20 protein-coding genes are annotated in these 19,823 nt (G+C 57.9%); 15 read left to right on the top strand and 5 right to left on the bottom strand.

All coding sequences use genetic code 11. The features are described from left to right. The first annotated feature begins 296 nt into the window (after window positions 1-296). Window positions 297-2,843, top strand: a complete 2,547-nt coding sequence (gene cyaA, locus NB069_RS21200; RefSeq protein WP_250586554.1) for a class I adenylate cyclase — start codon at window positions 297-299, stop codon at window positions 2,841-2,843. Between the two features lie 91 nt (window positions 2,844-2,934). Here the strand turns inward: cyaA and cyaY are convergent, their stop codons facing one another. Further along, the gene (gene cyaY / locus NB069_RS21195; RefSeq protein WP_250586553.1) at window positions 2,935-3,255 is read right to left on the bottom strand and encodes an iron donor protein CyaY; all 321 of its coding nucleotides are present in this window, start codon (window positions 3,253-3,255) and stop codon (window positions 2,935-2,937) included. A 138-nt stretch (window positions 3,256-3,393) separates the two neighbouring features. Between cyaY and lptM the strand changes: the two genes are divergently transcribed. The 8 genes from lptM (at window position 3,394) to corA (ending at window position 10,319) form a co-directional block, all read left to right on the top strand. After that, entirely contained in the window at window positions 3,394-3,597 is a 204-nt protein-coding gene (gene lptM / locus NB069_RS21190) for an LPS translocon maturation chaperone LptM (RefSeq protein WP_250586552.1), read from the top strand. A 32-nt stretch (window positions 3,598-3,629) separates the two neighbouring features. Continuing rightward, a complete protein-coding gene (gene dapF / locus NB069_RS21185) occupies window positions 3,630-4,454 on the top strand; it encodes a diaminopimelate epimerase (protein ID WP_250586551.1) in 825 nt (274 codons plus the stop codon). Continuing rightward, window positions 4,451-5,158 (top strand): DUF484 domain-containing protein, encoded by a 708-nt coding sequence (locus NB069_RS21180; RefSeq protein WP_250586550.1) that lies wholly within the window; start codon window positions 4,451-4,453, stop codon window positions 5,156-5,158. The genes dapF and NB069_RS21180 overlap by 4 nt, the downstream gene beginning before the upstream one ends. Continuing rightward, on the top strand, window positions 5,155-6,057 hold the full coding sequence (xerC, locus tag NB069_RS21175) for a tyrosine recombinase XerC (RefSeq protein WP_250586549.1): 903 nt from the start codon (window positions 5,155-5,157) through the stop codon (window positions 6,055-6,057). Before NB069_RS21180 ends, xerC begins: the two co-directional genes overlap by 4 nt. After that, a complete protein-coding gene (gene yigB / locus NB069_RS21170) occupies window positions 6,057-6,773 on the top strand; it encodes a 5-amino-6-(5-phospho-D-ribitylamino)uracil phosphatase YigB (RefSeq protein ID WP_250586548.1) in 717 nt (238 codons plus the stop codon). The genes xerC and yigB overlap by 1 nt, the downstream gene beginning before the upstream one ends. A 78-nt stretch (window positions 6,774-6,851) precedes the next feature. Further along, entirely contained in the window at window positions 6,852-9,014 is a 2,163-nt protein-coding gene (gene uvrD / locus NB069_RS21165) for a DNA helicase II (RefSeq protein WP_250586547.1), read from the top strand. After that, window positions 8,975-9,220, top strand: coding sequence for a YsgD/CorL family protein (ysgD, locus tag NB069_RS22575; RefSeq protein ID WP_350223399.1), 246 nt, complete (start codon window positions 8,975-8,977; stop codon window positions 9,218-9,220). The genes uvrD and ysgD overlap by 40 nt, the downstream gene beginning before the upstream one ends. 148 nt (window positions 9,221-9,368) lie before the next feature. Continuing rightward, window positions 9,369-10,319, top strand: a complete 951-nt coding sequence (corA, locus tag NB069_RS21160; protein WP_039031208.1) for a magnesium/cobalt transporter CorA — start codon at window positions 9,369-9,371, stop codon at window positions 10,317-10,319. 86 nt (window positions 10,320-10,405) lie between these two features. On the opposite strand, the gene rarD is transcribed toward corA, so the two are convergent. Both rarD and yigI read right to left on the bottom strand, forming a co-directional pair. Then, entirely contained in the window at window positions 10,406-11,302 is an 897-nt protein-coding gene (rarD, locus tag NB069_RS21155; RefSeq protein WP_250586546.1) for an EamA family transporter RarD, read from the bottom strand. A gap of 51 nt (window positions 11,303-11,353) precedes the next feature. Next, window positions 11,354-11,821: an acyl-CoA thioesterase YigI gene (yigI, locus tag NB069_RS21150; protein WP_250586545.1), complete on the bottom strand. Its 468-nt coding sequence runs from the start codon at window positions 11,819-11,821 to the stop codon at window positions 11,354-11,356. Between the two features lie 158 nt (window positions 11,822-11,979). Here yigI and pldA point away from each other — a divergent pair, with 158 nt between their 5' ends. From pldA to rhtC, 3 genes are all read left to right on the top strand, one after another. Then, a complete protein-coding gene (gene pldA / locus NB069_RS21145) occupies window positions 11,980-12,840 on the top strand; it encodes a phospholipase A (RefSeq protein ID WP_250586544.1) in 861 nt (286 codons plus the stop codon). Between the two features lie 91 nt (window positions 12,841-12,931). After that, window positions 12,932-14,761 (top strand): ATP-dependent DNA helicase RecQ, encoded by a 1,830-nt coding sequence (gene recQ / locus NB069_RS21140; RefSeq protein ID WP_250586543.1) that lies wholly within the window; start codon window positions 12,932-12,934, stop codon window positions 14,759-14,761. A 61-nt stretch (window positions 14,762-14,822) separates the two neighbouring features. Then, window positions 14,823-15,443, top strand: a complete 621-nt coding sequence (gene rhtC, locus NB069_RS21135; protein ID WP_250586542.1) for a threonine export protein RhtC — start codon at window positions 14,823-14,825, stop codon at window positions 15,441-15,443. Here the strand turns inward: rhtC and rhtB are convergent. Continuing rightward, window positions 15,440-16,060: a homoserine/homoserine lactone efflux protein gene (gene rhtB / locus NB069_RS21130; RefSeq protein ID WP_250586541.1), complete on the bottom strand. Its 621-nt coding sequence runs from the start codon at window positions 16,058-16,060 to the stop codon at window positions 15,440-15,442. The genes rhtC and rhtB overlap by 4 nt on opposite strands. 109 nt (window positions 16,061-16,169) lie before the next feature. Between rhtB and pldB the strand changes: the two genes are divergently transcribed. The 3 genes from pldB to NB069_RS21115 all read left to right on the top strand — a co-directional run bounded on the left by pldB (window position 16,170) and on the right by NB069_RS21115 (window position 18,970). Continuing rightward, the gene (gene pldB, locus NB069_RS21125) at window positions 16,170-17,162 is read left to right on the top strand and encodes a lysophospholipase L2 (RefSeq protein ID WP_250586540.1); all 993 of its coding nucleotides are present in this window, start codon (window positions 16,170-16,172) and stop codon (window positions 17,160-17,162) included. 25 nt (window positions 17,163-17,187) lie between these two features. Next, on the top strand, window positions 17,188-17,988 hold the full coding sequence (yigL, locus tag NB069_RS21120) for a sugar/pyridoxal phosphate phosphatase YigL (protein ID WP_250586539.1): 801 nt from the start codon (window positions 17,188-17,190) through the stop codon (window positions 17,986-17,988). 82 nt (window positions 17,989-18,070) lie between these two features. Further along, window positions 18,071-18,970, top strand: a complete 900-nt coding sequence (locus NB069_RS21115; RefSeq protein WP_250586538.1) for a carboxylate/amino acid/amine transporter — start codon at window positions 18,071-18,073, stop codon at window positions 18,968-18,970. On the opposite strand, the gene metR is transcribed toward NB069_RS21115, so the two are convergent. Then, window positions 18,858-19,811, bottom strand: coding sequence for an HTH-type transcriptional regulator MetR (gene metR / locus NB069_RS21110; RefSeq protein ID WP_250586537.1), 954 nt, complete (start codon window positions 19,809-19,811; stop codon window positions 18,858-18,860). The genes NB069_RS21115 and metR overlap by 113 nt on opposite strands. Window positions 19,812-19,823: the final 12 nt, after the last annotated feature.

The following is a 19,823-nucleotide window of genomic DNA, read 5'->3' as shown; positions in this document are numbered from 1 at the left end:
CAGGACTGTCAGTTTTACGGACGTTGAGGGGGACAGGACAAGGCTGCGATAGAAGTTGCCTGCTGCCGTATTCAGGAATTTACACGTACAGAACGGTGCTACACTTGTATGTAGCGCATCTTTCTTTACGGTCAATCGGCAAGGTGTTAAATTGATCACGTTTTAGACCATTTTTTCGTCTCCATGACCAAAAAGATAAGGGCGAAAAAAGGCGACGGCTACTTTCGAAATACTGTGAACGCCTAATCCTCAGTCTGACTGGCGATTAGAGCCTTCTGAACATCAGGCGATACGTCTTGTACCTCTATATTGAGACTCTGAAACAGCGACTGGATGCCATCAATCAACTGCGCGTCGATCGCGCGCTTGCTGCCATGGGACCTGCTTTTCAACAGGTTTACAGTCTACTGCCGACATTGCTGCACTATCACCATCCGCTGATGCCGGGTTACCTTGACGGTAACGTTCCCAAAGGCATCTGCCTTTTCACGCCTGATGAAACCCAACAGCACTATCTCAAAGAGCTGGAACTCTATCGTGGCATGCCGGCGCAGGAGTCCCCGAAAGGCGAACTGCCGATCACCGGTGTCTACACCATGGGCAGCACCTCTTCGGTGGGGCAAAGCTGTTCATCGGATCTCGATATCTGGGTTTGCCATCAATCCTGGCTCGATAACGACGAGCGCCAGCTGCTGCAGCGTAAATGCAGCCTGCTTGAGAGCTGGGCGGCATCGCTCGGCGTGGAAGTGAGCTTCTTCCTGATCGATGAAAACCGTTTCCGCCACAATGAAAGCGGCAGTCTGGGTGGTGAAGACTGCGGCTCGACTCAGCACATCCTGTTGCTGGATGAGTTCTACCGTACCGCCGTGCGCCTGGCCGGGAAGCGTATCCTGTGGAGTATGGTGCCGTGCGATGAAGAAGAGCACTACGACGACTACGTCATGAAGCTCTATGCCCAGGGTGTCCTGACGCCAAACGAATGGCTGGATCTGGGCGGCTTAAGCTCGCTGTCTGCGGAAGAGTATTTCGGTGCCAGCCTGTGGCAACTGTATAAAAGTATCGATTCCCCGTATAAAGCCGTGCTGAAGACCCTGCTGCTCGAGGCCTATTCCTGGGAATACCCGACGCCGCGCCTGCTGGCGAAAGACATTAAACAGCGTCTGCACGACGGCGAGATCGTCTCTTTCGGTCTTGATGCCTACTGCATGATGCTCGAGCGCGTCACCGAATACCTGAAAGCCATCGACGATCCCACCCGTCTGGACCTGGTTCGTCGATGTTTCTATCTTAAAGTGTGCGAGAAGCTCAGCCGTGAACGCGCCTGCGTCGGCTGGCGTCGTGAAGTGGTCAGTCAGTTAGTCAAAGAGTGGGGATGGGATGAAGAGCGTCTGTCGATGCTCGATAACCGCGCCAACTGGAAGATCGATCAGGTGCGTGAGGCACACAACGAGCTGCTCGATGCGATGATGCAGAGCTACCGTAACCTGATTCGCTTTGCCCGTCGTAACAACCTCAGCGTTTCCGCCAGCCCGCAGGATATCGGGGTGCTGACCCGTAAGCTGTACGCCGCGTTTGAAGCGCTGCCGGGTAAAGTGACGCTGGTGAACCCACAAATTTCGCCTGACCTGTCTGAACCAAACCTGACCTTTATCTATGTTCCTCCGGGTCGTGCGAACCGTACCGGCTGGTATCTCTACAACCGTGCGCCAAGCATGGATTCGATCATCAGCCATCAGCCGCTGGAATATAACCGTTACCTGAACAAGCTGGTGGCCTGGGCCTGGTTTAACGGCCTGCTGACGTCCCGCACGCGCCTGTTTATCAAAGGTAACGAGATTGTCGATTTAGCCAAGCTGCAGGAAATGGTTGCCGATGTGTCGCACCACTTCCCGCTGCGTCTGCCTGCCCCGACGCCAAAAGCGCTCTACAGTCCGTGCGAAATTCGCCATCTGGCGATTATCGTCAACCTGGAATATGACCCGACGGCGGCCTTCCGCAATCAGGTGGTCCATTTCGATTTCCGTAAGCTGGATGTGTTCAGCTTTGGCGAGCAGCAAAACTGCCTGGTGGGCAGCGTCGATCTGCTGTACCGCAACTCGTGGAACGAAGTGCGTACTCTGCACTTCAACGGCGAGCAGGCGATGATCGAAGCGCTGAAAACGATCCTCGGCAAGATGCATCAGGATGCCGCCCCGCCGGACAGCGTAGAGGTCTTCTGCTATAGCCAGCATCTGCGCGGCCTGATCCGTACCCGCGTGCAGCAGCTGGTCTCTGAATGCATCGATCTGCGCCTCTCCAGCACCCGCCAGGAAACCGGGCGCTTCAAAGCGCTGCGCGTCTCCGGCCAGACCTGGGGCCTGTTCTTTGAACGTCTGAACGTCTCGGTGCAAAAGCTGGAAAACGCCATTGAGTTCTACGGCGCCATTTCACATAACAAACTGCACGGTCTGTCGGTACAGGTTGAGACCAACCACGTCAAACTGCCGCAGGTGGTGGACGGCTTTGCCAGCGAAGGGATTATTCAGTTCTTCTTTGAAGAGACGGGGGATGAAGCCGGGTTCAACATCTACATCCTCGATGAAACCAACCGCGCCGAAGTGTATCACCACTGTGAAGGCAGCAAAGAGGAGCTGGTGCGCGACGTCAGCCGCTTCTACTCCTCTTCACACGACCGTTTCACCTACGGCTCAAGCTTTATCAACTTCAACCTGCCGCAGTTCTATCAGATTGTGAAAGTAGATGGCCGTGCGCAGGTGATCCCGTTCCGCACCCAGGCGATTACGCCGGTGGTGCCTGACCGCCAGGACGCCAGCACTCCGCTGTTGCAGCAGTATTTCTCCTGACGAATTTTGCCCGGTGGCGCTACGCTTACCGGGCCAACAATAGCTCGAACCCGTAGGGCGGATAAGCGGAGCGCCATCCGGCAAAACAGCCTTAGCTGAATCTTACCTCTTCACCCGCCTGTGCGGTCGCAGCCTGTTCCAGCAGATTCCAGAACGTCTCACCGCTACGATCGCAAACCCACTCGTCGCCCTTCAGGTCGAAATGGTAGCCGCCCTGTTTGGTGGCTAGCCAGACCTGGTGAAGCGGTTCCTGGCGGTTGATAATGATTTTGCTGCCGTTTTCGAAGCTGATGGTCAGCACACCACCGTTGATTTCACAATCGATATCGCTGTCGCCATCCCAGTCATCAAGGCGTTCTTCGATGGTTTGCCACAGGTTGTCGGCAAGGCGATGGAATTCACTGTCATTCATGGTTCTGTTCCTGTTTTTCGTGATGGCGGCAGTATAACGCTAAATAATTCCGGTTGCAGGTTAGCGGCAAACTCTTGCTTTTGCGCCTTCTCCTGCGATGATAGAACACATAAAGCACGAACTTACAGGCAACCAATAATGAAAAACGTTTTTCGAACGCTTGCCGTTCTCCTCACGCTGTTTAGCCTGACCGGTTGTGGTCTGAAAGGGCCGCTCTATTTCCCGCCAGCCGATAAAACCGCGCCTCCGCCAACTAAAAAAGCGGAAAGCCCTGTTGAGTCCACCATGCCGGGTCGTAACGATCGTGGCGATAACAATGGTCCAAGCCAGGTGAATTACTGACAAGCGCTCCGATCCGCGCAATGGAGTAAATAATGCAGTTCTCTAAGATGCATGGCCTTGGCAATGACTTTATGGTCGTCGACGCGGTAACGCAGAATGTCTTCTTTTCGCCGGAGCTGATCCGCCGTCTGGCCGATCGGCACCTTGGCGTAGGCTTCGATCAGCTGCTGGTGGTTGAGCCGCCTTACGATCCGGATCTCGATTTCCACTACCGGATATTCAATGCCGACGGCAGCGAAGTGGCCCAGTGCGGCAACGGTGCGCGCTGCTTTGCCCGTTTTGTCCGTCTGAAAGGGCTCACCAACAAGCGTGATATTCGCGTCAGCACCGCCAACGGGCGGATGGTACTGAGCGTGACCGACGACGAACTGGTGCGGGTCAATATGGGCGAGCCGAACTTCGAGCCGTCCCAGGTGCCGTTTCGCGCCAACAAAGCGGAAAAGACCTATATCATGCGCGCGGCGGAACAGACAGTCTTGTGCGGCGTGGTCTCCATGGGAAATCCGCACTGCGTGATTCAGGTTGATGACGTGGCGACTGCCCCCGTCGAGACGCTCGGACCGGTGCTCGAAAGCCACGAACGTTTCCCGGAGCGCGCTAATATTGGATTTATGCAGGTTCTTACTCGCGAACACATCCGCCTGCGCGTTTTTGAACGTGGTGCAGGCGAGACGCAGGCCTGTGGCAGCGGCGCCTGTGCCGCCGTCGCGGTGGGAATTACGCAGGGTTTACTGGCGCAGGAGGTTCGCGTGGATTTGCCAGGCGGGCGTCTTGATATCGCATGGAAAGGCCCGGGCCAGCCGCTGTATATGACCGGTCCGGCGACACAAGTTTACGACGGGTTTATCCATCTATGAAACAACCAGGAGAAGAACTGCAGGAGACGCTGACGGAGATGGACGACCGGGCGGTTGTTGATTATCTGCTGCGCCATCCTGACTTTTTCATTCGCAATGCACGTGTCGTGGAAGAGATGCGCGTCCCGCACCCGGTTCGCGGGACAGTCTCGCTGGTTGAGTGGCATATGGCGCGCGCGCGCAACCATATCAACCATCTTGAAGAGAACATCTCCCTGCTGATGGAGCAGGCCACCAGTAATGAAGGTCTGTTTTATCGCCTGCTGCACCTGCAATCCCGGCTGGCCTCGGCCAGCAGCCTCGACGAATTTCTTCTCCGCCTGCATCGCTGGGCGCGCGAGCTGGGGCTGGCAGGGGCAACCTTGCGCCTGTTCCCGGATCGCTGGCGCATTGGCGCGCCCTCCGGTTTTACCCATCTGGCCTTGTCGCGTCAGGCGTTTGAGCCGCTGCGCATTCAGCGTATGGGGCAAGAAAATCACTACCTTGGGCAGCTGAATGGCCCTGAGCTGCTGCTGGTGCTGCCGGAGGCCAAAGCTATCGGGTCGGTCGCCATGTCCCTGATGGGACGCGACGGCGAGCTTGGCGTAATGCTGTTTACCAGTCGCGATCCGCATCATTATCAGCAGGGACAAGGCACGCAGTTGCTGCAGGAGATCGCGCAGATGCTGCCCGAGCTGCTGGAGCGCTGGATTGAGCGCGTATGACGGACGCTTCGCTGTCGACGGCCGTCACGCGTTTTCTGCGCTATCTGGGCGTTGAGCGCCAGCTCAGCCCGATTACCCTGTTGAACTATCAGCGTCAGCTTGATGCCATCATGCAGTTAGCCGGCGAGATCGGCCTGACGAGCTGGCAACAATGTGATGCCGCCACGGTGCGGACCTTTGCCGTGCGCAGCCGCCGTAAAGGTCTTGGCCCGGCCAGCCTTGCGCTCCGGCTCTCGGCACTGCGCAGCTTCTTTGACTGGCTGGTCAGCCAGGGCGAACTCAACGCCAACCCGGCGAAAGGTATCGCCGCGCCGAAAGCGCCGCGCCATTTGCCCAAAAATATCGACGTTGATGACGTTAACCGCCTGCTGGATATCGATCTTAACGATCCGCTGGCGGTGCGCGACCGCGCCATGCTGGAGGTGATGTACGGTGCCGGTCTGCGTCTGTCCGAGCTGGTGAACCTCGATATCAAACACCTCGATCTGGACACCGGCGAGGTGTGGGTGATGGGCAAAGGCAGCAAAGAGCGCCGCCTGCCCATTGGCCGCAACGCCGTGGCGTGGATTGAGCACTGGCTCGATTTGCGCGGCCTGTTTGGCACCGAGGACGAGGCGCTTTTCCTCTCGAAGCTGGGCAAGCGCATCTCGGCGCGTAACGTGCAAAAACGGTTTGCCGAGTGGGGGATCAAGCAGGGGCTGAACAGCCATGTTCATCCGCATAAGCTGCGCCATTCGTTCGCCACGCACATGCTGGAGTCCAGCGGTGACTTGCGTGGTGTCCAGGAGCTGCTGGGGCACGCCAATCTGTCCACCACCCAAATTTACACCCACCTTGATTTTCAACACCTTGCCTCGGTGTACGACGCGGCGCATCCACGCGCCAAACGGGGGAAATAATGCGTTTTTATCGTCCATTAGGCCAAATCTCTGCCCTGACATTCGACCTTGATGACACCCTTTACGACAACCGCGAGGTGATCCTGCGTACCGAGCAGGAAGCGCTGGCGTTTGTACAGAATTACCACCCGGCCTTAAAAACGCTGGAAAACAAAGAGTTCCACCGCCTGCGCCAGGCGTTACGCCAGACCGAGCCGGAAATCTATCACGACGTGACCGAATGGCGTCGTCGTGCCGTGGAGCTGGCTATGCTTAACGCAGGCCTGACCGCTGCCGAAGCTGCGCTTGGCGCCGAGGCCTCGATGGCGCACTTCGCGACTTGGCGCAGCCGCATCGACGTCCCCCCGGAGACGCACGACACGCTGGCAGCGCTTGCCAAAAAGTGGCCGCTGGTGGCCATTACTAACGGCAACGCCCAGCCGGAGCTGTTCGGTCTTGGGGGCTATTTCGAGTTTGTGCTGCGCGCAGGCCCGCACGGGCGCTCCAAGCCGTTCAACGATATGTACCATCTGGCGGCGGAGAAGCTCGGCCTGCCGCTGGGGCACATTCTTCACGTAGGGGATGACCTGACGACCGACGTCGCAGGGGCGATCCGCTGCGGAATGCAGGCCTGCTGGATCAAACCGGAAAATGCCGATCTGATGACCACGCTGGACAGCCGTCTGCTGCCGCACGTGGAAATTTCGCGGTTGGCATCCCTCACCACGCTGATATAATCACCAGCAGTTCTGTATAAATTCCCAGTGTCTCCGGCGGCCTTTGGTCGCCGGAAACCTTATTTGCGGCGGTGCCCAATGGACGTTTCTTACCTGCTCGACAGCCTTAATGACAAACAGCGTGACGCGGTTGCCGCGACGCGCACCAATATGCTGGTGCTGGCAGGGGCGGGCAGTGGTAAGACACGCGTGCTGGTTCACCGTATCGCCTGGCTGCAGAGCGTGGAAAACTGCTCGCCGTATTCCATTATGGCGGTGACGTTCACCAACAAGGCGGCAGCAGAGATGCGCCACCGTATCGCCCAGCTGATGGGCACCAGCCAGGGCGGCATGTGGGTCGGCACGTTCCACGGCCTGGCGCACCGCCTGCTGCGTGCGCACCATATGGACGCCAACCTGCCGCAGGATTTCCAGATCCTCGATAGCGAAGACCAGCTCCGTCTGCTGAAGCGCCTGATTAAGGCGATGAACCTCGACGAGAAGCAGTGGCCGCCGCGTCAGGCGATGTGGTACATCAACAGCCAGAAAGATGAAGGGCTGCGTCCGCATCACATCCAGAGCTTTGGCAACCCGATTGAGCAGACCTGGCAGAAGGTATATCAGGCCTATCAGGAAGCCTGCGATCGCGCAGGGCTGGTGGATTTCGCCGAGCTGCTGCTGCGCGCCCACGAGCTGTGGCTGAACAAGCCGCATATTCTGCAGCACTATCGCGAACGCTTTACCAATATCCTGGTCGACGAATTCCAGGATACCAACAACATTCAGTACGCCTGGATCCGCCTGCTGGCGGGGGACTCCAGCAAGGTGATGATCGTCGGCGACGACGACCAGTCGATCTACGGCTGGCGCGGCGCGCAGGTGGAGAACATCCAGCGCTTCCTCAAGGACTTCCCCGGCGCGGAAACCATTCGCCTGGAGCAGAACTACCGCTCCACCAACAACATTCTGAGTGCGGCCAACGCCCTGATTGAAAACAACAACGGGCGTCTGGGTAAAAAACTGTGGACCGAGGGCATCGACGGCGAGCCGATCTCTCTCTACTGTGCCTTTAATGAACTGGACGAAGCCCGCTTCGTGGTTAACCGGATCAAAACCTGGCAGGACAACGGCGGCGCGCTGGAGCAGTGCGCCATTCTCTACCGCAGCAACGCCCAGTCGCGCGTGCTGGAAGAGGCGCTGTTGCAGGCCAGCATGCCATACCGTATTTATGGCGGGATGCGCTTCTTCGAACGCCAGGAAATTAAAGACGCGCTCTCCTATCTGCGTCTGATTGCCAACCGTAACGACGACGCGGCGTTTGAGCGCGTCGTCAACACGCCCACCCGTGGCATCGGCGATCGCACCCTCGACGTGGTGCGTCAGACCTCCCGCGACCGCCAGCTAACGCTATGGCAGGCGTGTCGCGAGCTGCTGCAGGAGAAAGCCCTCGCCGGGCGTGCCGCCAGCGCCCTACAGCGCTTCCTGGAGCTTATCGAAGCGCTGGCCCAGGAAACTGCCGACATGCCGCTGCACGTGCAGACCGACCGGGTGATTAAAGACTCCGGTCTGCGCATGATGTATGAGCAGGAAAAAGGCGAGAAGGGCCAGACGCGTATCGAGAACTTAGAGGAGCTGGTCACAGCGACGCGCCAGTTTAGCTACAACGAAGAAGACGAAGACCTGATGCCGCTGCAGGCGTTCCTGTCCCATGCCGCGCTGGAAGCGGGAGAAGGGCAGGCCGATACCTGGCAGGATGCGGTTCAGCTGATGACCCTGCACTCCGCCAAAGGGCTGGAGTTCCCGCAGGTGTTTATCGTCGGGATGGAAGAGGGGATGTTCCCGAGCCAGATGTCGCTGGATGAAGGCGGGCGTCTGGAAGAGGAGCGCCGTCTGGCCTACGTGGGCGTGACCCGCGCGATGCAAAAGTTGACCCTGACCTACGCCGAAACCCGCCGTCTGTACGGCAAAGAGGTGTATCACCGTCCGTCGCGCTTTGTCGGCGAGCTGCCGGAAGAGTGCGTGGAGGAGGTGCGTCTGCGCGCCAGCATCAGCCGCCCGGTGAGCCATCAGCGTCTGGGCACGCCGGTCTCGGAAAGCGACAGCGGCTTTAAGCTCGGCCAGCGCGTTCGTCATGCCAAATTTGGCGAAGGCACCATTGTGAATCTGGAAGGCAGCGGCGAGCACAGCCGCCTGCAGGTGGCGTTCCAGGGCCAGGGGATCAAATGGCTGGTCGCGGCTTACGCCAGGCTGGAAGCAGTGTAACTTTCCGAAAAATATCACTATTTTTTAATAAGCTGCCATGCTTATACGTTGAAGGGCATTTAATGTTCTTCAGCGTTCCGTTGCGAGTTGACGCCGCCGTTACTGCTGGCGTAACATGCGCGCACGATTACGCTAAGAGGACATTCGCCTTGGACACACCCAGTAGATACTGGCTCAATTCCCTGTCATTCAGGAACAACTCCTAAGGCTATCTCCTCACGCTGATGGCCTTAGTGGTTGTCAGCGACAATTATTCCCGTCGCGCTGAGTCAGGCTGTTTAATGGTCTGAAACCCAAATTGTTTCTGTGTGCCCACCGAACTGTCCGATATTTTTTGCATTGGGAGTCCCGGTCATGCTGAGCGCATTTCAACTGGAAAAAAACCGACTGATTCGGCTTGAAGCTGAAGAGTCACAACCCCTCATTGATGCCGTATGGGTGGATCTGGTCGAGCCGGATGACGACGAACGCCTGCGCGTACAATCTGAGCTCGGACAAAGCCTGGCAACCCGCCCGGAACTGGAAGACATCGAAGCATCCGCCCGTTTCTTTGAAGACGAAGACGGCCTGCACATCCACTCCTTCTTCTTCTTTGAAGATGCCGAGGATCACGCCGGTAACTCTACCGTTGCATTCACCATCCGCGATGGCCGCCTGTTTACCCTGCGCGAGCGTGAGCTGCCTGCGTTCCGTCTCTACCGTATGCGCGCCCGTAACCAGGCGATGGTGGACGGTAACGCCTACGAGCTGCTGCTTGACCTGTTTGAAACCAAAATCGAACAGCTGGCGGATGAGATTGAAAACATCTACAGCGATCTGGAAGAGCTGAGCCGGGTGATCATGGAAGGGCACCAGGGCGATGAGTACGACGAAGCGCTGTCAACGCTGGCGGAGCTGGAAGATATCGGCTGGAAAGTGCGACTGTGCCTGATGGATACCCAGCGCGCGCTGAACTTCCTGGTGCGCAAGGCGCGTCTGCCGGGTGGTCAGCTGGAGCAGGCGCGTGAGATCCTGCGCGATATCGAATCCCTGCTGCCGCACAACGAATCCCTGTTCCAGAAGGTAAACTTCCTGATGCAGGCGGCGATGGGCTTTATCAACATCGAGCAGAACCGCATCATCAAGATCTTCTCGGTGGTCTCGGTGGTGTTCCTGCCGCCTACGCTTGTGGCATCCAGCTACGGGATGAACTTTGAGTTTATGCCAGAGCTTAAATGGAGTTTTGGCTACCCTGGGGCGATCGTCTTTATGGTGCTCGCGGGACTGGCGCCGTATCTCTACTTTAAGCGCCGTAACTGGCTGTGACGGTTTTGCCCGGTGGCGCTAACGCTTACCGGGCCTACAAAGGCACGACCCCGTAGGCCGGATAAGCGAAGCGCATCCGGCAAAAATCAAAGCCCTTTGCGCGTCCTGCGCTGGGTATAGATCGCATCCGCAACAAACACCGCCAGCGCGACCCAGATAAACCCAAACGTCACCATCTTGTCCGCTCCCGGCACTTCGCCGTAGAACAGCACCGCCAGCAGGAACATCAGCGTCGGGCCGATGTACTGGAAGAAGCCCAGCGTTGACAGGCGCAAACGCGTCGCCGCCCCGGTAAAGCAGAGCAGCGGGATGGTGGTGACCACACCGGCCGCCATCAGCATCACGTTCAGCGTCCACGGGTTACTGCCCATATGGCTGGTGCTGCTGTCGGCGATGCCGAACAGGTAAATCGCCGCCACCGGCAGCAGCCACAGGGTTTCAAACAGCATCCCGGTTTGGGCTTCCACGGCGATTTTCTTACGCACCAGGCCATAGAAGGCAAAGCTGAACGCCAGCCCCAGGGCGATGATCGGCAGCGAGCCGAAGGTCCACAGCTGCACCAGCACGCCGCAGAGGGCGAGGATCACCGCCAGCCACTGCATCCGGCGAAAGCGCTCGCCGAGGAACAGCATCCCCAGCACGATATTCACCAGCGGGTTAATGAAGTAGCCGAGGCTCGCCTCCAGCATATGCTGGTTGTTTACCGCCCAGATGAACAGCAGCCAGTTGCCACCAATCAGCACGGCGGACAGCGCCAGTAAGAGAATCTTTTTCGGCGTTTTCAGGAGCGTTTTAACCCCTGACCACTGACGGCTCACGCTCATCAGCGCCACCATAAAGAAAAACGACCAGATCACGCGGTGGGTAAGAATTTCGTCGGCGGGGACGTAGTGAATCAGCTTGAAGTACGCGGGCGCGATACCCCAAATAAAATAAGCGGCAAGCGCGAGTAAAACCCCCTGCCGCGTCTGTTTAGCATCCATCAGGAAAATCCGTTACAAAAAAGTAACGCAATTTTACCCGATTTTACCTTCTCAACCCACCATATAAGTGGCAGTTGCGCTGGCGATATAGACCTGCTCTTCGTTATGCAGCTCCACGCGGGCGACGGCGACTTTGTTACCCGCGCGCAGCAGGCTGCTGCTGGCGGTAAAGCGATTTCCGCGGCCAGGGCGCAGATAGTCAACGCGCAGGTCGATAGTGCCCATCCGCGACAGGCGCTGGCGCAGCTCATCTTCATTGATGGTGTCGTGGCGGGTCAGGGTGCTGCCGACGCAGACCAGGCCAGCGGCCACGTCGAGGGCAGAAGCGATCACTCCGCCATGGAGAATGCTTTGCGCCCAGTTGCCGACCATCATCGGCTGGTTGTTAAAACTAAGCTGGGCGAAATCTTTCTCGTAGCGCTCCAGTTCCAGCCCCAGCGCGCGGTTGAACGGCATGTGGTAGACGAAAATCTCGCCGACAAGCTTCAGCGCTTCTTCGGCAGTAAGCGTGGCAGACATAGCACGTCACATCCTTATTGTTAAAAGAATGTTGATTTTATGCCCCGGCAATGTGAATTGCCAGATTCGGAGTGCAGGTGAAGCGACTAATAATTAAATGTGTTAAAAGGGATCCAAATAATTCTTCATTAAAACGCTTTTGCAGGAGAGCATCACCGATGCGGACATATCTGGCCGGGCTAACGGCGGCGGTTGCGCTGCCCTTTACGGCATTTGCACAGGAAGGGACAACGCAGGAGGTGCCTGCCGTGCGGGGCAGCATCATCGCGAACCTGCTGGAGGAGCACGATAATCCCTTCACGCTCTATCCTTATGACAGCAATTACCTGATCTACACCGCCACCAGCGACCTCAACAAAGAGGCGATCAAGACCTATGACTGGGCCGACGATTCGCAGAAAGACGAGGTGAAATTCCAGCTGAGCCTCGCCTTCCCGCTGTGGCGCGGCATTCTGGGGCCGAATTCAATTCTGGGTGGCTCCTATACGCAGAGATCCTGGTGGCAGTTATCCAACAGCGATGAATCCTCGCCGTTTCGTGAGACCAACTATGAGCCCCAGCTGTTCCTCGGCTTTGCCACCGATTATTCGCTGGCGGGCTGGACGCTGCGGGACGTGGAGTTTGGCTATAACCATCAATCCAACGGTCGCTCCGACCCTACCTCACGCAGCTGGAACCGTCTCTATACCCGCCTGATGGCGCAGAACGGTAACTGGATGGTCGAGGTGAAGCCCTGGTACGTAGTGGGTAACACTGACGATAACCCGGATATCACCAAATACATGGGCTACTATCAGCTGCGGGTGGGGTATCAGCTGGGCGAGGCGGTGTTAAGCGTGAAGGGGCAGTACAACTGGAACACCGGCTATGGCGGCGCAGAGATGGGCGTCAGCTACCCGCTGACCAAACATGTTCGTCTCTATACCCAGGTCTACAGCGGCTATGGCGAATCCCTGATCGACTATAACTTCAACCAGACCCGCGTGGGTGTGGGCGTGATGCTGAACGATCTTTTCTAGTCTCCTCGAATGTTTTTGTCTTAAACGTTGAAGTTTCTCTCGCAGGCGCTGAAAATAGCGCCTGTTTTTATTTCGGGCAAATGGGGTTGATGTGGTGCAGGCGGAAGTCGTTAATCAGGAGTCGCTGGCTAAACAGGTTTTGCATGAAACCTTTGGCTATCACCAGTTCCGCCCGGGCCAGGAAACCATCATTAACACCGCCCTCAAGGGCCGTGACTGTCTGGTGGTCATGCCGACCGGTGGCGGCAAATCGCTGTGCTATCAGGTTCCGGCGCTGGTGCTTGACGGCCTGACGGTGGTGGTTTCACCGCTTATCTCGCTGATGAAGGACCAGGTCGACCAGCTGCTGGCAAACGGTGTGGCGGCGGCCTGTCTGAACTCCACCCAGACCCGCGAGCAGCAGCAGGAGGTGATGGCCGGGTGCCGTACCGGGCAGGTTCGGCTGCTGTATATCGCCCCGGAACGCCTGATGCTGGATAACTTCCTCGAGCATCTGGCTCACTGGAACCCGGTACTGCTGGCGGTGGACGAAGCGCACTGTATTTCCCAGTGGGGGCATGATTTCCGCCCGGAATATGCCGCGCTCGGTCAGCTACGACAGCGTTTCCCCGAACTGCCGTTTATGGCCCTCACCGCCACCGCCGACGATACCACCCGGCAGGATATCGTGCGTCTGCTGGGGCTCAACGATCCGCTGATTCAGGTCAGCAGCTTCGACCGCCCGAACATCCGCTACATGCTGATGGAGAAGTTCAAGCCGCTCGATCAGCTCTTACGCTACGTGCAGGAGCAGCGCGGTAAGTCCGGCATCATCTACTGCAACAGCCGGGCGAAGGTCGAAGACACCGCCGCCCGTCTGCAAAGCCGCGGGTTCAGCGCCGCTGCCTATCATGCGGGGCTGGAAAACCACATTCGCGCCGACGTGCAGGAGAAATTCCAGCGCGACGACCTGCAGATCGTGGTGGCGACCGTTGCCTTTGGGATGGGTATCAACAAGCCGAACGTGCGCTTTGTGGTGCATTTCGACATCCCGCGCAATATCGAATCCTACTACCAGGAGACCGGCCGTGCCGGACGTGACGGCCTCCCCGCCGAGGCGATGCTGTTTTACGATCCGGCGGATATGGCCTGGCTGCGTCGCTGCCTGGAAGAAAAGCCCCAGGGGGCGCTGCAGGATATCGAACGCCACAAGCTCAACGCGATGGGCGCGTTTGCCGAAGCGCAAACCTGCCGCCGTCTGGTGCTGCTGAACTACTTCGGCGAAGGGCGACAGGAGTCGTGCGGCAACTGCGATATCTGCCTCGATCCGCCGAAGCAGTATGACGGCCTGATGGACGCGCGTAAGGCGCTCTCCACCATTGGTCGCGTTAATCAGCGCTTCGGGATGGGCTACGTGGTCGAAGTACTGCGCGGGGCCAACAATCAGCGTATCCGCGAGATGGGGCATGACAAGCTGCCGGTCTACGGCATTGGCCGCGATCAGAGCCACGAGCACTGGGTCAGCGTGATCCGCCAGCTTATCCATCTCGGTTTTGCTACCCAGAATATTGCCCAGCACTCGGCGCTGCAGCTCACCGAAGCCGCCCGCCCGGTGCTGCGCGGTGAGGTCGAATTGCAGCTCGCCGTACCGCGCGTGGTGGCGCTGAAACCACGGGTGATGCAGAAGTCTTACGGTGGCAACTATGACCGTAAGCTATTCGCCAAGCTGCGTAAGCTGCGCAAAGCGATCGCCGACGAAGAGAACATCCCACCTTATGTGGTGTTCAACGATGCCACGCTGATTGAGATGGCCGAGCAGATGCCCCTTAGCGCCAGCGAAATGCTGAGCGTCAACGGCGTTGGAACACGCAAACTGGAGCGCTTTGGTAAAGAGTTTATGGCGCTTATTCGCTCCCACGCGGATGGAGATGATGAGGAGTAGTCAGCCCGGCAAAAAAGTGCCAGGATGATTGCTCCCTGAACTATTCTCCCGCGAGTTAATTATGTTAACCCTGTTTCTGACCGTAGCGCTGGTGCATATCGTGGCGCTGATGAGCCCTGGCCCCGACTTTTTCTTCGTTTCACAAACGGCAGTGAGCCGTTCGCGCAAAGAGGCGATGATGGGCGTGCTGGGTATTACCCTTGGTGTCATGGTCTGGGCTGCCCTGGCGCTGCTGGGCCTGAACCTGATCCTCGCTAAGATGGCCTGGCTGCATAACATCATTATGGTCGGCGGCGGTCTGTATCTGTGCTGGATGGGTTACCAGATGCTGCGTGGGGCATTCAGGAAAGAGGATAACGACGCGCCTGAGCCAAAGATGGAGCTGGCGGCTGGCGGGCGCAGCTTCGTGAAAGGGCTGCTCACTAACCTCGCGAATCCAAAAGCGATTATCTACTTCGGGTCGGTATTTTCACTGTTCGTGGGTGAAGACGTTGGCGCCGGTGCGCGCTGGGGCATTTTCCTGCTGATCGTGCTGGAGACCTTCGCCTGGTTCACCGTGGTGGCAAGCCTGTTTGCGCTGCCGTCGATGCGTCGCGGTTATCAGCGTCTGGCGAAGTGGATTGACGGCGTAGCCGGCGCGCTGTTCGCCGGCTTCGGTATTCACCTGATCCTGTCGCGTTAAGCGTGTCTTGCTGACGCCAGCAGCGCGCCCACCAGCATAAACAGCGAACCAAATACCTTATTCAGGGCCTTCATCTGGCGAGGCCCTTTAATCCATACGGCAATCCGCGTCGCCAGCGTCGCATAGCCAATCATCACAATGATATCCACCACGATGGTCGTCACGCCAAGCACCACGTACTGCGCGATCTGCGGCTGGTGCGGGACGATAAACTGCGGAAACAGGGCGGCAAGAAAGACGATGCTTTTCGGGTTGGTCAGGTTCACAAACACTGCCCGTTTAAACAGCTTGCCCCGGCTTTGCGTCTGGGCGAGGGTATTCAAATCGAGGGCGCCGGCAGCGCGCCACTGCTGGATCCCCAGCCAGATAAGATAGGCAGCCCCGGCCCACTTCAGCACTTCGAAGGCGAGCACCGAACGGGAGAACAGCGTGCCGAGCCCCACGCCCACCAGCACAATGTGGATACCGAGCCCGGTCTGCAACCCGGCAATCGACGCCGCTGCGCCGCGATAGCCGTGATTCATGGCAGTGGTCATGGTATTGATCGCCCCGGAACCCGGTGAAAGGCTGAGGATAATGGATGTCAGCAGGTAGGCGAACCACCACTCGAAGGACATTTGAAGCTCCCGAATCGTCTATTTTTATGCCACAATACGCTAATGTTGAGTCATTTTGCGACCTGTCACAAAAAAACGATATTCCTTGGCTTACAGGGGCGTAATCCCGATGTTTCAGCAGAATAAGGACTGGGAAACACGAGAAAAGGCATATGCTGCTTTCTCCATGGGGCCGTTGACCGATTTCTGGCGACAGCGCGAGGAAGATGAGTTTACGGGCGTCGGGGATATCCCGGTTCGCTTCGTTCGTTTCCGTGACGAAAAAAATGACCGGGTGATTGTCGTTTGCCCCGGGCGTATCGAAAGTTACATCAAATATGCCGAGCTGGCATACGACCTGTTCCATCTGGGTTTTGATGTGTTAATTATCGACCATCGCGGGCAGGGACTTTCCGGTCGGATGTTGCCGGATACCCATCGTGGCCACGTGGATAACTTCAGTGATTACGTCGACGATCTGGCCGCATTCTGGCAACAGGAAGTGCAGCCCGGTCCGTGGCGCAAGCGCTATATTCTTGCGCACTCCATGGGCGGCGCCATTTCTACGCTCTTTTTGCAGCGCTACGATCACCAGTGCGATGCCATTGCGCTTACCGCGCCGATGTATGGCATTGTGATACGTTTTCCGGACTGGATGGTGCGCCATCTTCTCGACTGGGCTGAGGGCCATCAGCGCATTCGTGAAAGCTACGCCATCGGAACAGGGCGCTGGCGGGCTTTGCCTTTTGCCATCAACGTCTTAACCCACAGCCAGCAGCGTTATCGCCGTAACCTGCGTTTCTATGCCGATGAACCGCGCTTGCGCGTTGGCGGCCCCACCTGGCACTGGGTTCGCGAAGGAATCCTGGCAGGAGAACAGGTGCTGGCGGGTGCCGGCCAGGACGACACGCCCGCGCTCATCCTTCAGGCTGAAGAGGAGCGGGTGGTGGATAACCGTATGCACGACCGCTTTTGTGAACTGCGAGCCGCAGCCGGACACCCTTGTGAAGGGGGTAAACCGCTGGTCATAAACGGCGCGTACCATGAGATCCTTTTCGAAAAGGACGCCATGCGCTCAGTCGCACTCCACGCCATCGTCGACTTTTTCGGCAGGCATAACTGATATTCACCAGAGGTTAAATTTTTCTATGTACCAGGTTGTCGCGTCTGATTTAGATGGCACGCTGCTCTCTCCCGACCACACTTTATCGCCTTACGCGAAAGAGACCTTAAAACTCCTGACCGCCCGTGGCGTGAACTTTGTCTTCGCGACCGGCCGCCACCACGTCGATGTGGGCCAGATCCGCGATAATCTGGAGATCAAATCCTACATGATCACCTCCAACGGTGCCCGCGTGCACGATCTGGACGGGAATCTGATCTTCACACATAACCTCGATCGCGACATTGCCACCGATCTGTTCGGTATCATGCATAACAGCCCCGACATCATCACTAACGTCTATCGCGATGATGAGTGGTTTATGAACCGTCACCGTCCGGACGAGATGCGTTTCTTCAAAGAGGCGGTCTTTAACTATTCCCTGTATGAGCCGGGCCTGCTGGAGCCGGAAGGCATCAGCAAAGTGTTCTTCACTTCCGACAGCCACGAAGCGCTGCTCCCGCTGGAGCAGGCGATTAACGCGCGCTGGGGGGATCGGGTTAACGTCAGTTTCTCCACGCTGACCTGTCTCGAAGTGATGGCGGGCGGTGTCTCCAAAGGGCATGCCCTGGAAGCGGTGGCGAAACGTCTGGGCTTTGACCTGCGGGACTGCATCGCCTTTGGCGACGGTATGAACGACGCCGAAATGCTGTCGATGGCGGGTAAGGGCTGCATTATGGAAAACGCTCACCAGCGCCTGAAAGATCTGCATCCGGAGCTGGAAGTGATCGGCACCAACGCTGACAACGCAGTGCCAAAATATCTGCGTAAGCTGTTTCTTGAATAATCTTCACATGGTTATTTAACGTTCAGTTGTCAACCAAAGAGTTCGCTACAATGCCTGTCCATCTTTTCAAGAGACAAGCATTGTGGCGCTACTCATTATCACCACTATCCTGTGGGCCTTCTCTTTCAGCCTGATCGGTGAATACCTTGCCGGACATGTCGACAGCTACTTCTCGGTACTGATGCGTGTGGGGCTGGCGGCGCTGGTGTTCCTGCCCTTCCTGCGTACGCGCGGGCAAACGCTGAAAACCATTCTGCTGTACATGCTGGTGGGGGCGATGCAGCTCGGCATCATGTACCTGTTCAGCTTCCGGGCTTACGTCTATCTGACGGTGTCGGAATTCCTGCTGTTCACCGTCCTCACCCCGCTCTATATCACTCTGATTTACGATCTGCTCAGCAAGCGTCGCCTGCGCTGGGGCTATCTGCTGAGCGCGGCGCTGGCGGTAGTGGGGGCGGCGATCATTCGCTACGATAAAGTGAGCGACCACTTCTGGACCGGGCTGATGTTCGTCCAGCTCGCCAACATCAGCTTTGCCATCGGCATGGTGGGCTACAAGCGTCTGATGGAAACCCGCCCGATGCCGCAGCATAACGCCTTTGCCTGGTTCTATATGGGGGCGGCGATCGTGGCGGTCGCGGCGTGGTTTATGCTGGGGAACCCGCAGAAGCTGCCGACCACCACGCTGCAGTGGAGCGTGCTGGTGTGGCTGGGCGTGGTGGCATCCGGACTGGGCTACTTCATGTGGAACTATGGCGCCACGCAGGTGGACGCCGGGACGCTCGGGATCATGAACAACGTCCACGTCCCTGCGGGCCTGCTGGTGAACCTCGCCATCTGGCAGGAACAGCCGCACTGGCCAAGTTTCATTATTGGGGGGACGGTGATCCTGGCTTCACTGTGGGTGCATCGCCGTTGGGTCGCTCCGCGCTCCGGACAAATGGCAGATGATCGCAAGCGTGGTTCCGCGCTGAGCGAATAAAGGCCTCGGTAACCGGTTGTCGCTGCTCGCCATCGCGCACGGCGGCGTACAACCGGCTCCACAATCCCTCGCCCAGGGTTTTGGTCACCACCAGACCCTGGCGTTCAAAGCTCTCCACCACCCAGTGCGGCAGCGCCGCAATGCCCATTCTGGCCGCCACCATCTGAATCAGCAGCAGGGTGTTATCCACGCTTTTCAGCTGCGGGCTGATACCAGCCGGCTGCAGGAAATGGCGCCAGATATCCAGACGACTGCGCTGTACCGGGTAGATCAGCAGCGTTTCGGTCGCCAGATCTTCCGGCGTAATGCGCGCTCTGGAGGCCAGCGGGTGATCCGGGGCCAGCACCAGACGCACTTCAAAATCAAACATAGGCGAATAGTGCAGGCCACTGCGCGGCAGAATATCCGAAGTCATGACCAGATCCAGCTCGCCCTGCTGGAGCGACGGCTGCGGATCAAAGGTCACGCCGGATTTAAAGTCCATCTCCACCTGCGGCCACCGCTGGCGGAAGTTCTCAAGCGCGGGGGTCAGCCACTGGATACAGCTGTGACACTCAATGGCGATGCGCAGTCTGGTCTGCTGCGGCTCATGGCAGGCCTGCAACGCGCTGGCGATCTGCGGCAACACCTGATTAGCCAGCTGCAGCAGGATTTCCCCCTGCGGCGTAAAGCGTAGCGGCTGGCTCTTACGCACAAACAGACGAAAGCCAAGGCGCTGTTCCAGATCGCTGAACTGGTGGGAAAGGGCGGACTGGGTCTGATGCAGCGTGGCCGCCGCCGCCGCAAGAGAACCGCAGTTCCGCAACGCCTGGAGCGTTTTCAGGTGTTTAATCTCGATCATGAATGTCCTTCA

Origin of the sequence: Leclercia adecarboxylata (assembly GCF_023639785.1) — a bacterium.
GTDB lineage: Bacteria > Pseudomonadota > Gammaproteobacteria > Enterobacterales > Enterobacteriaceae > Enterobacter > Enterobacter adecarboxylatus_D.
This window is presented reverse-complemented; position numbering and strand designations above follow the sequence as displayed.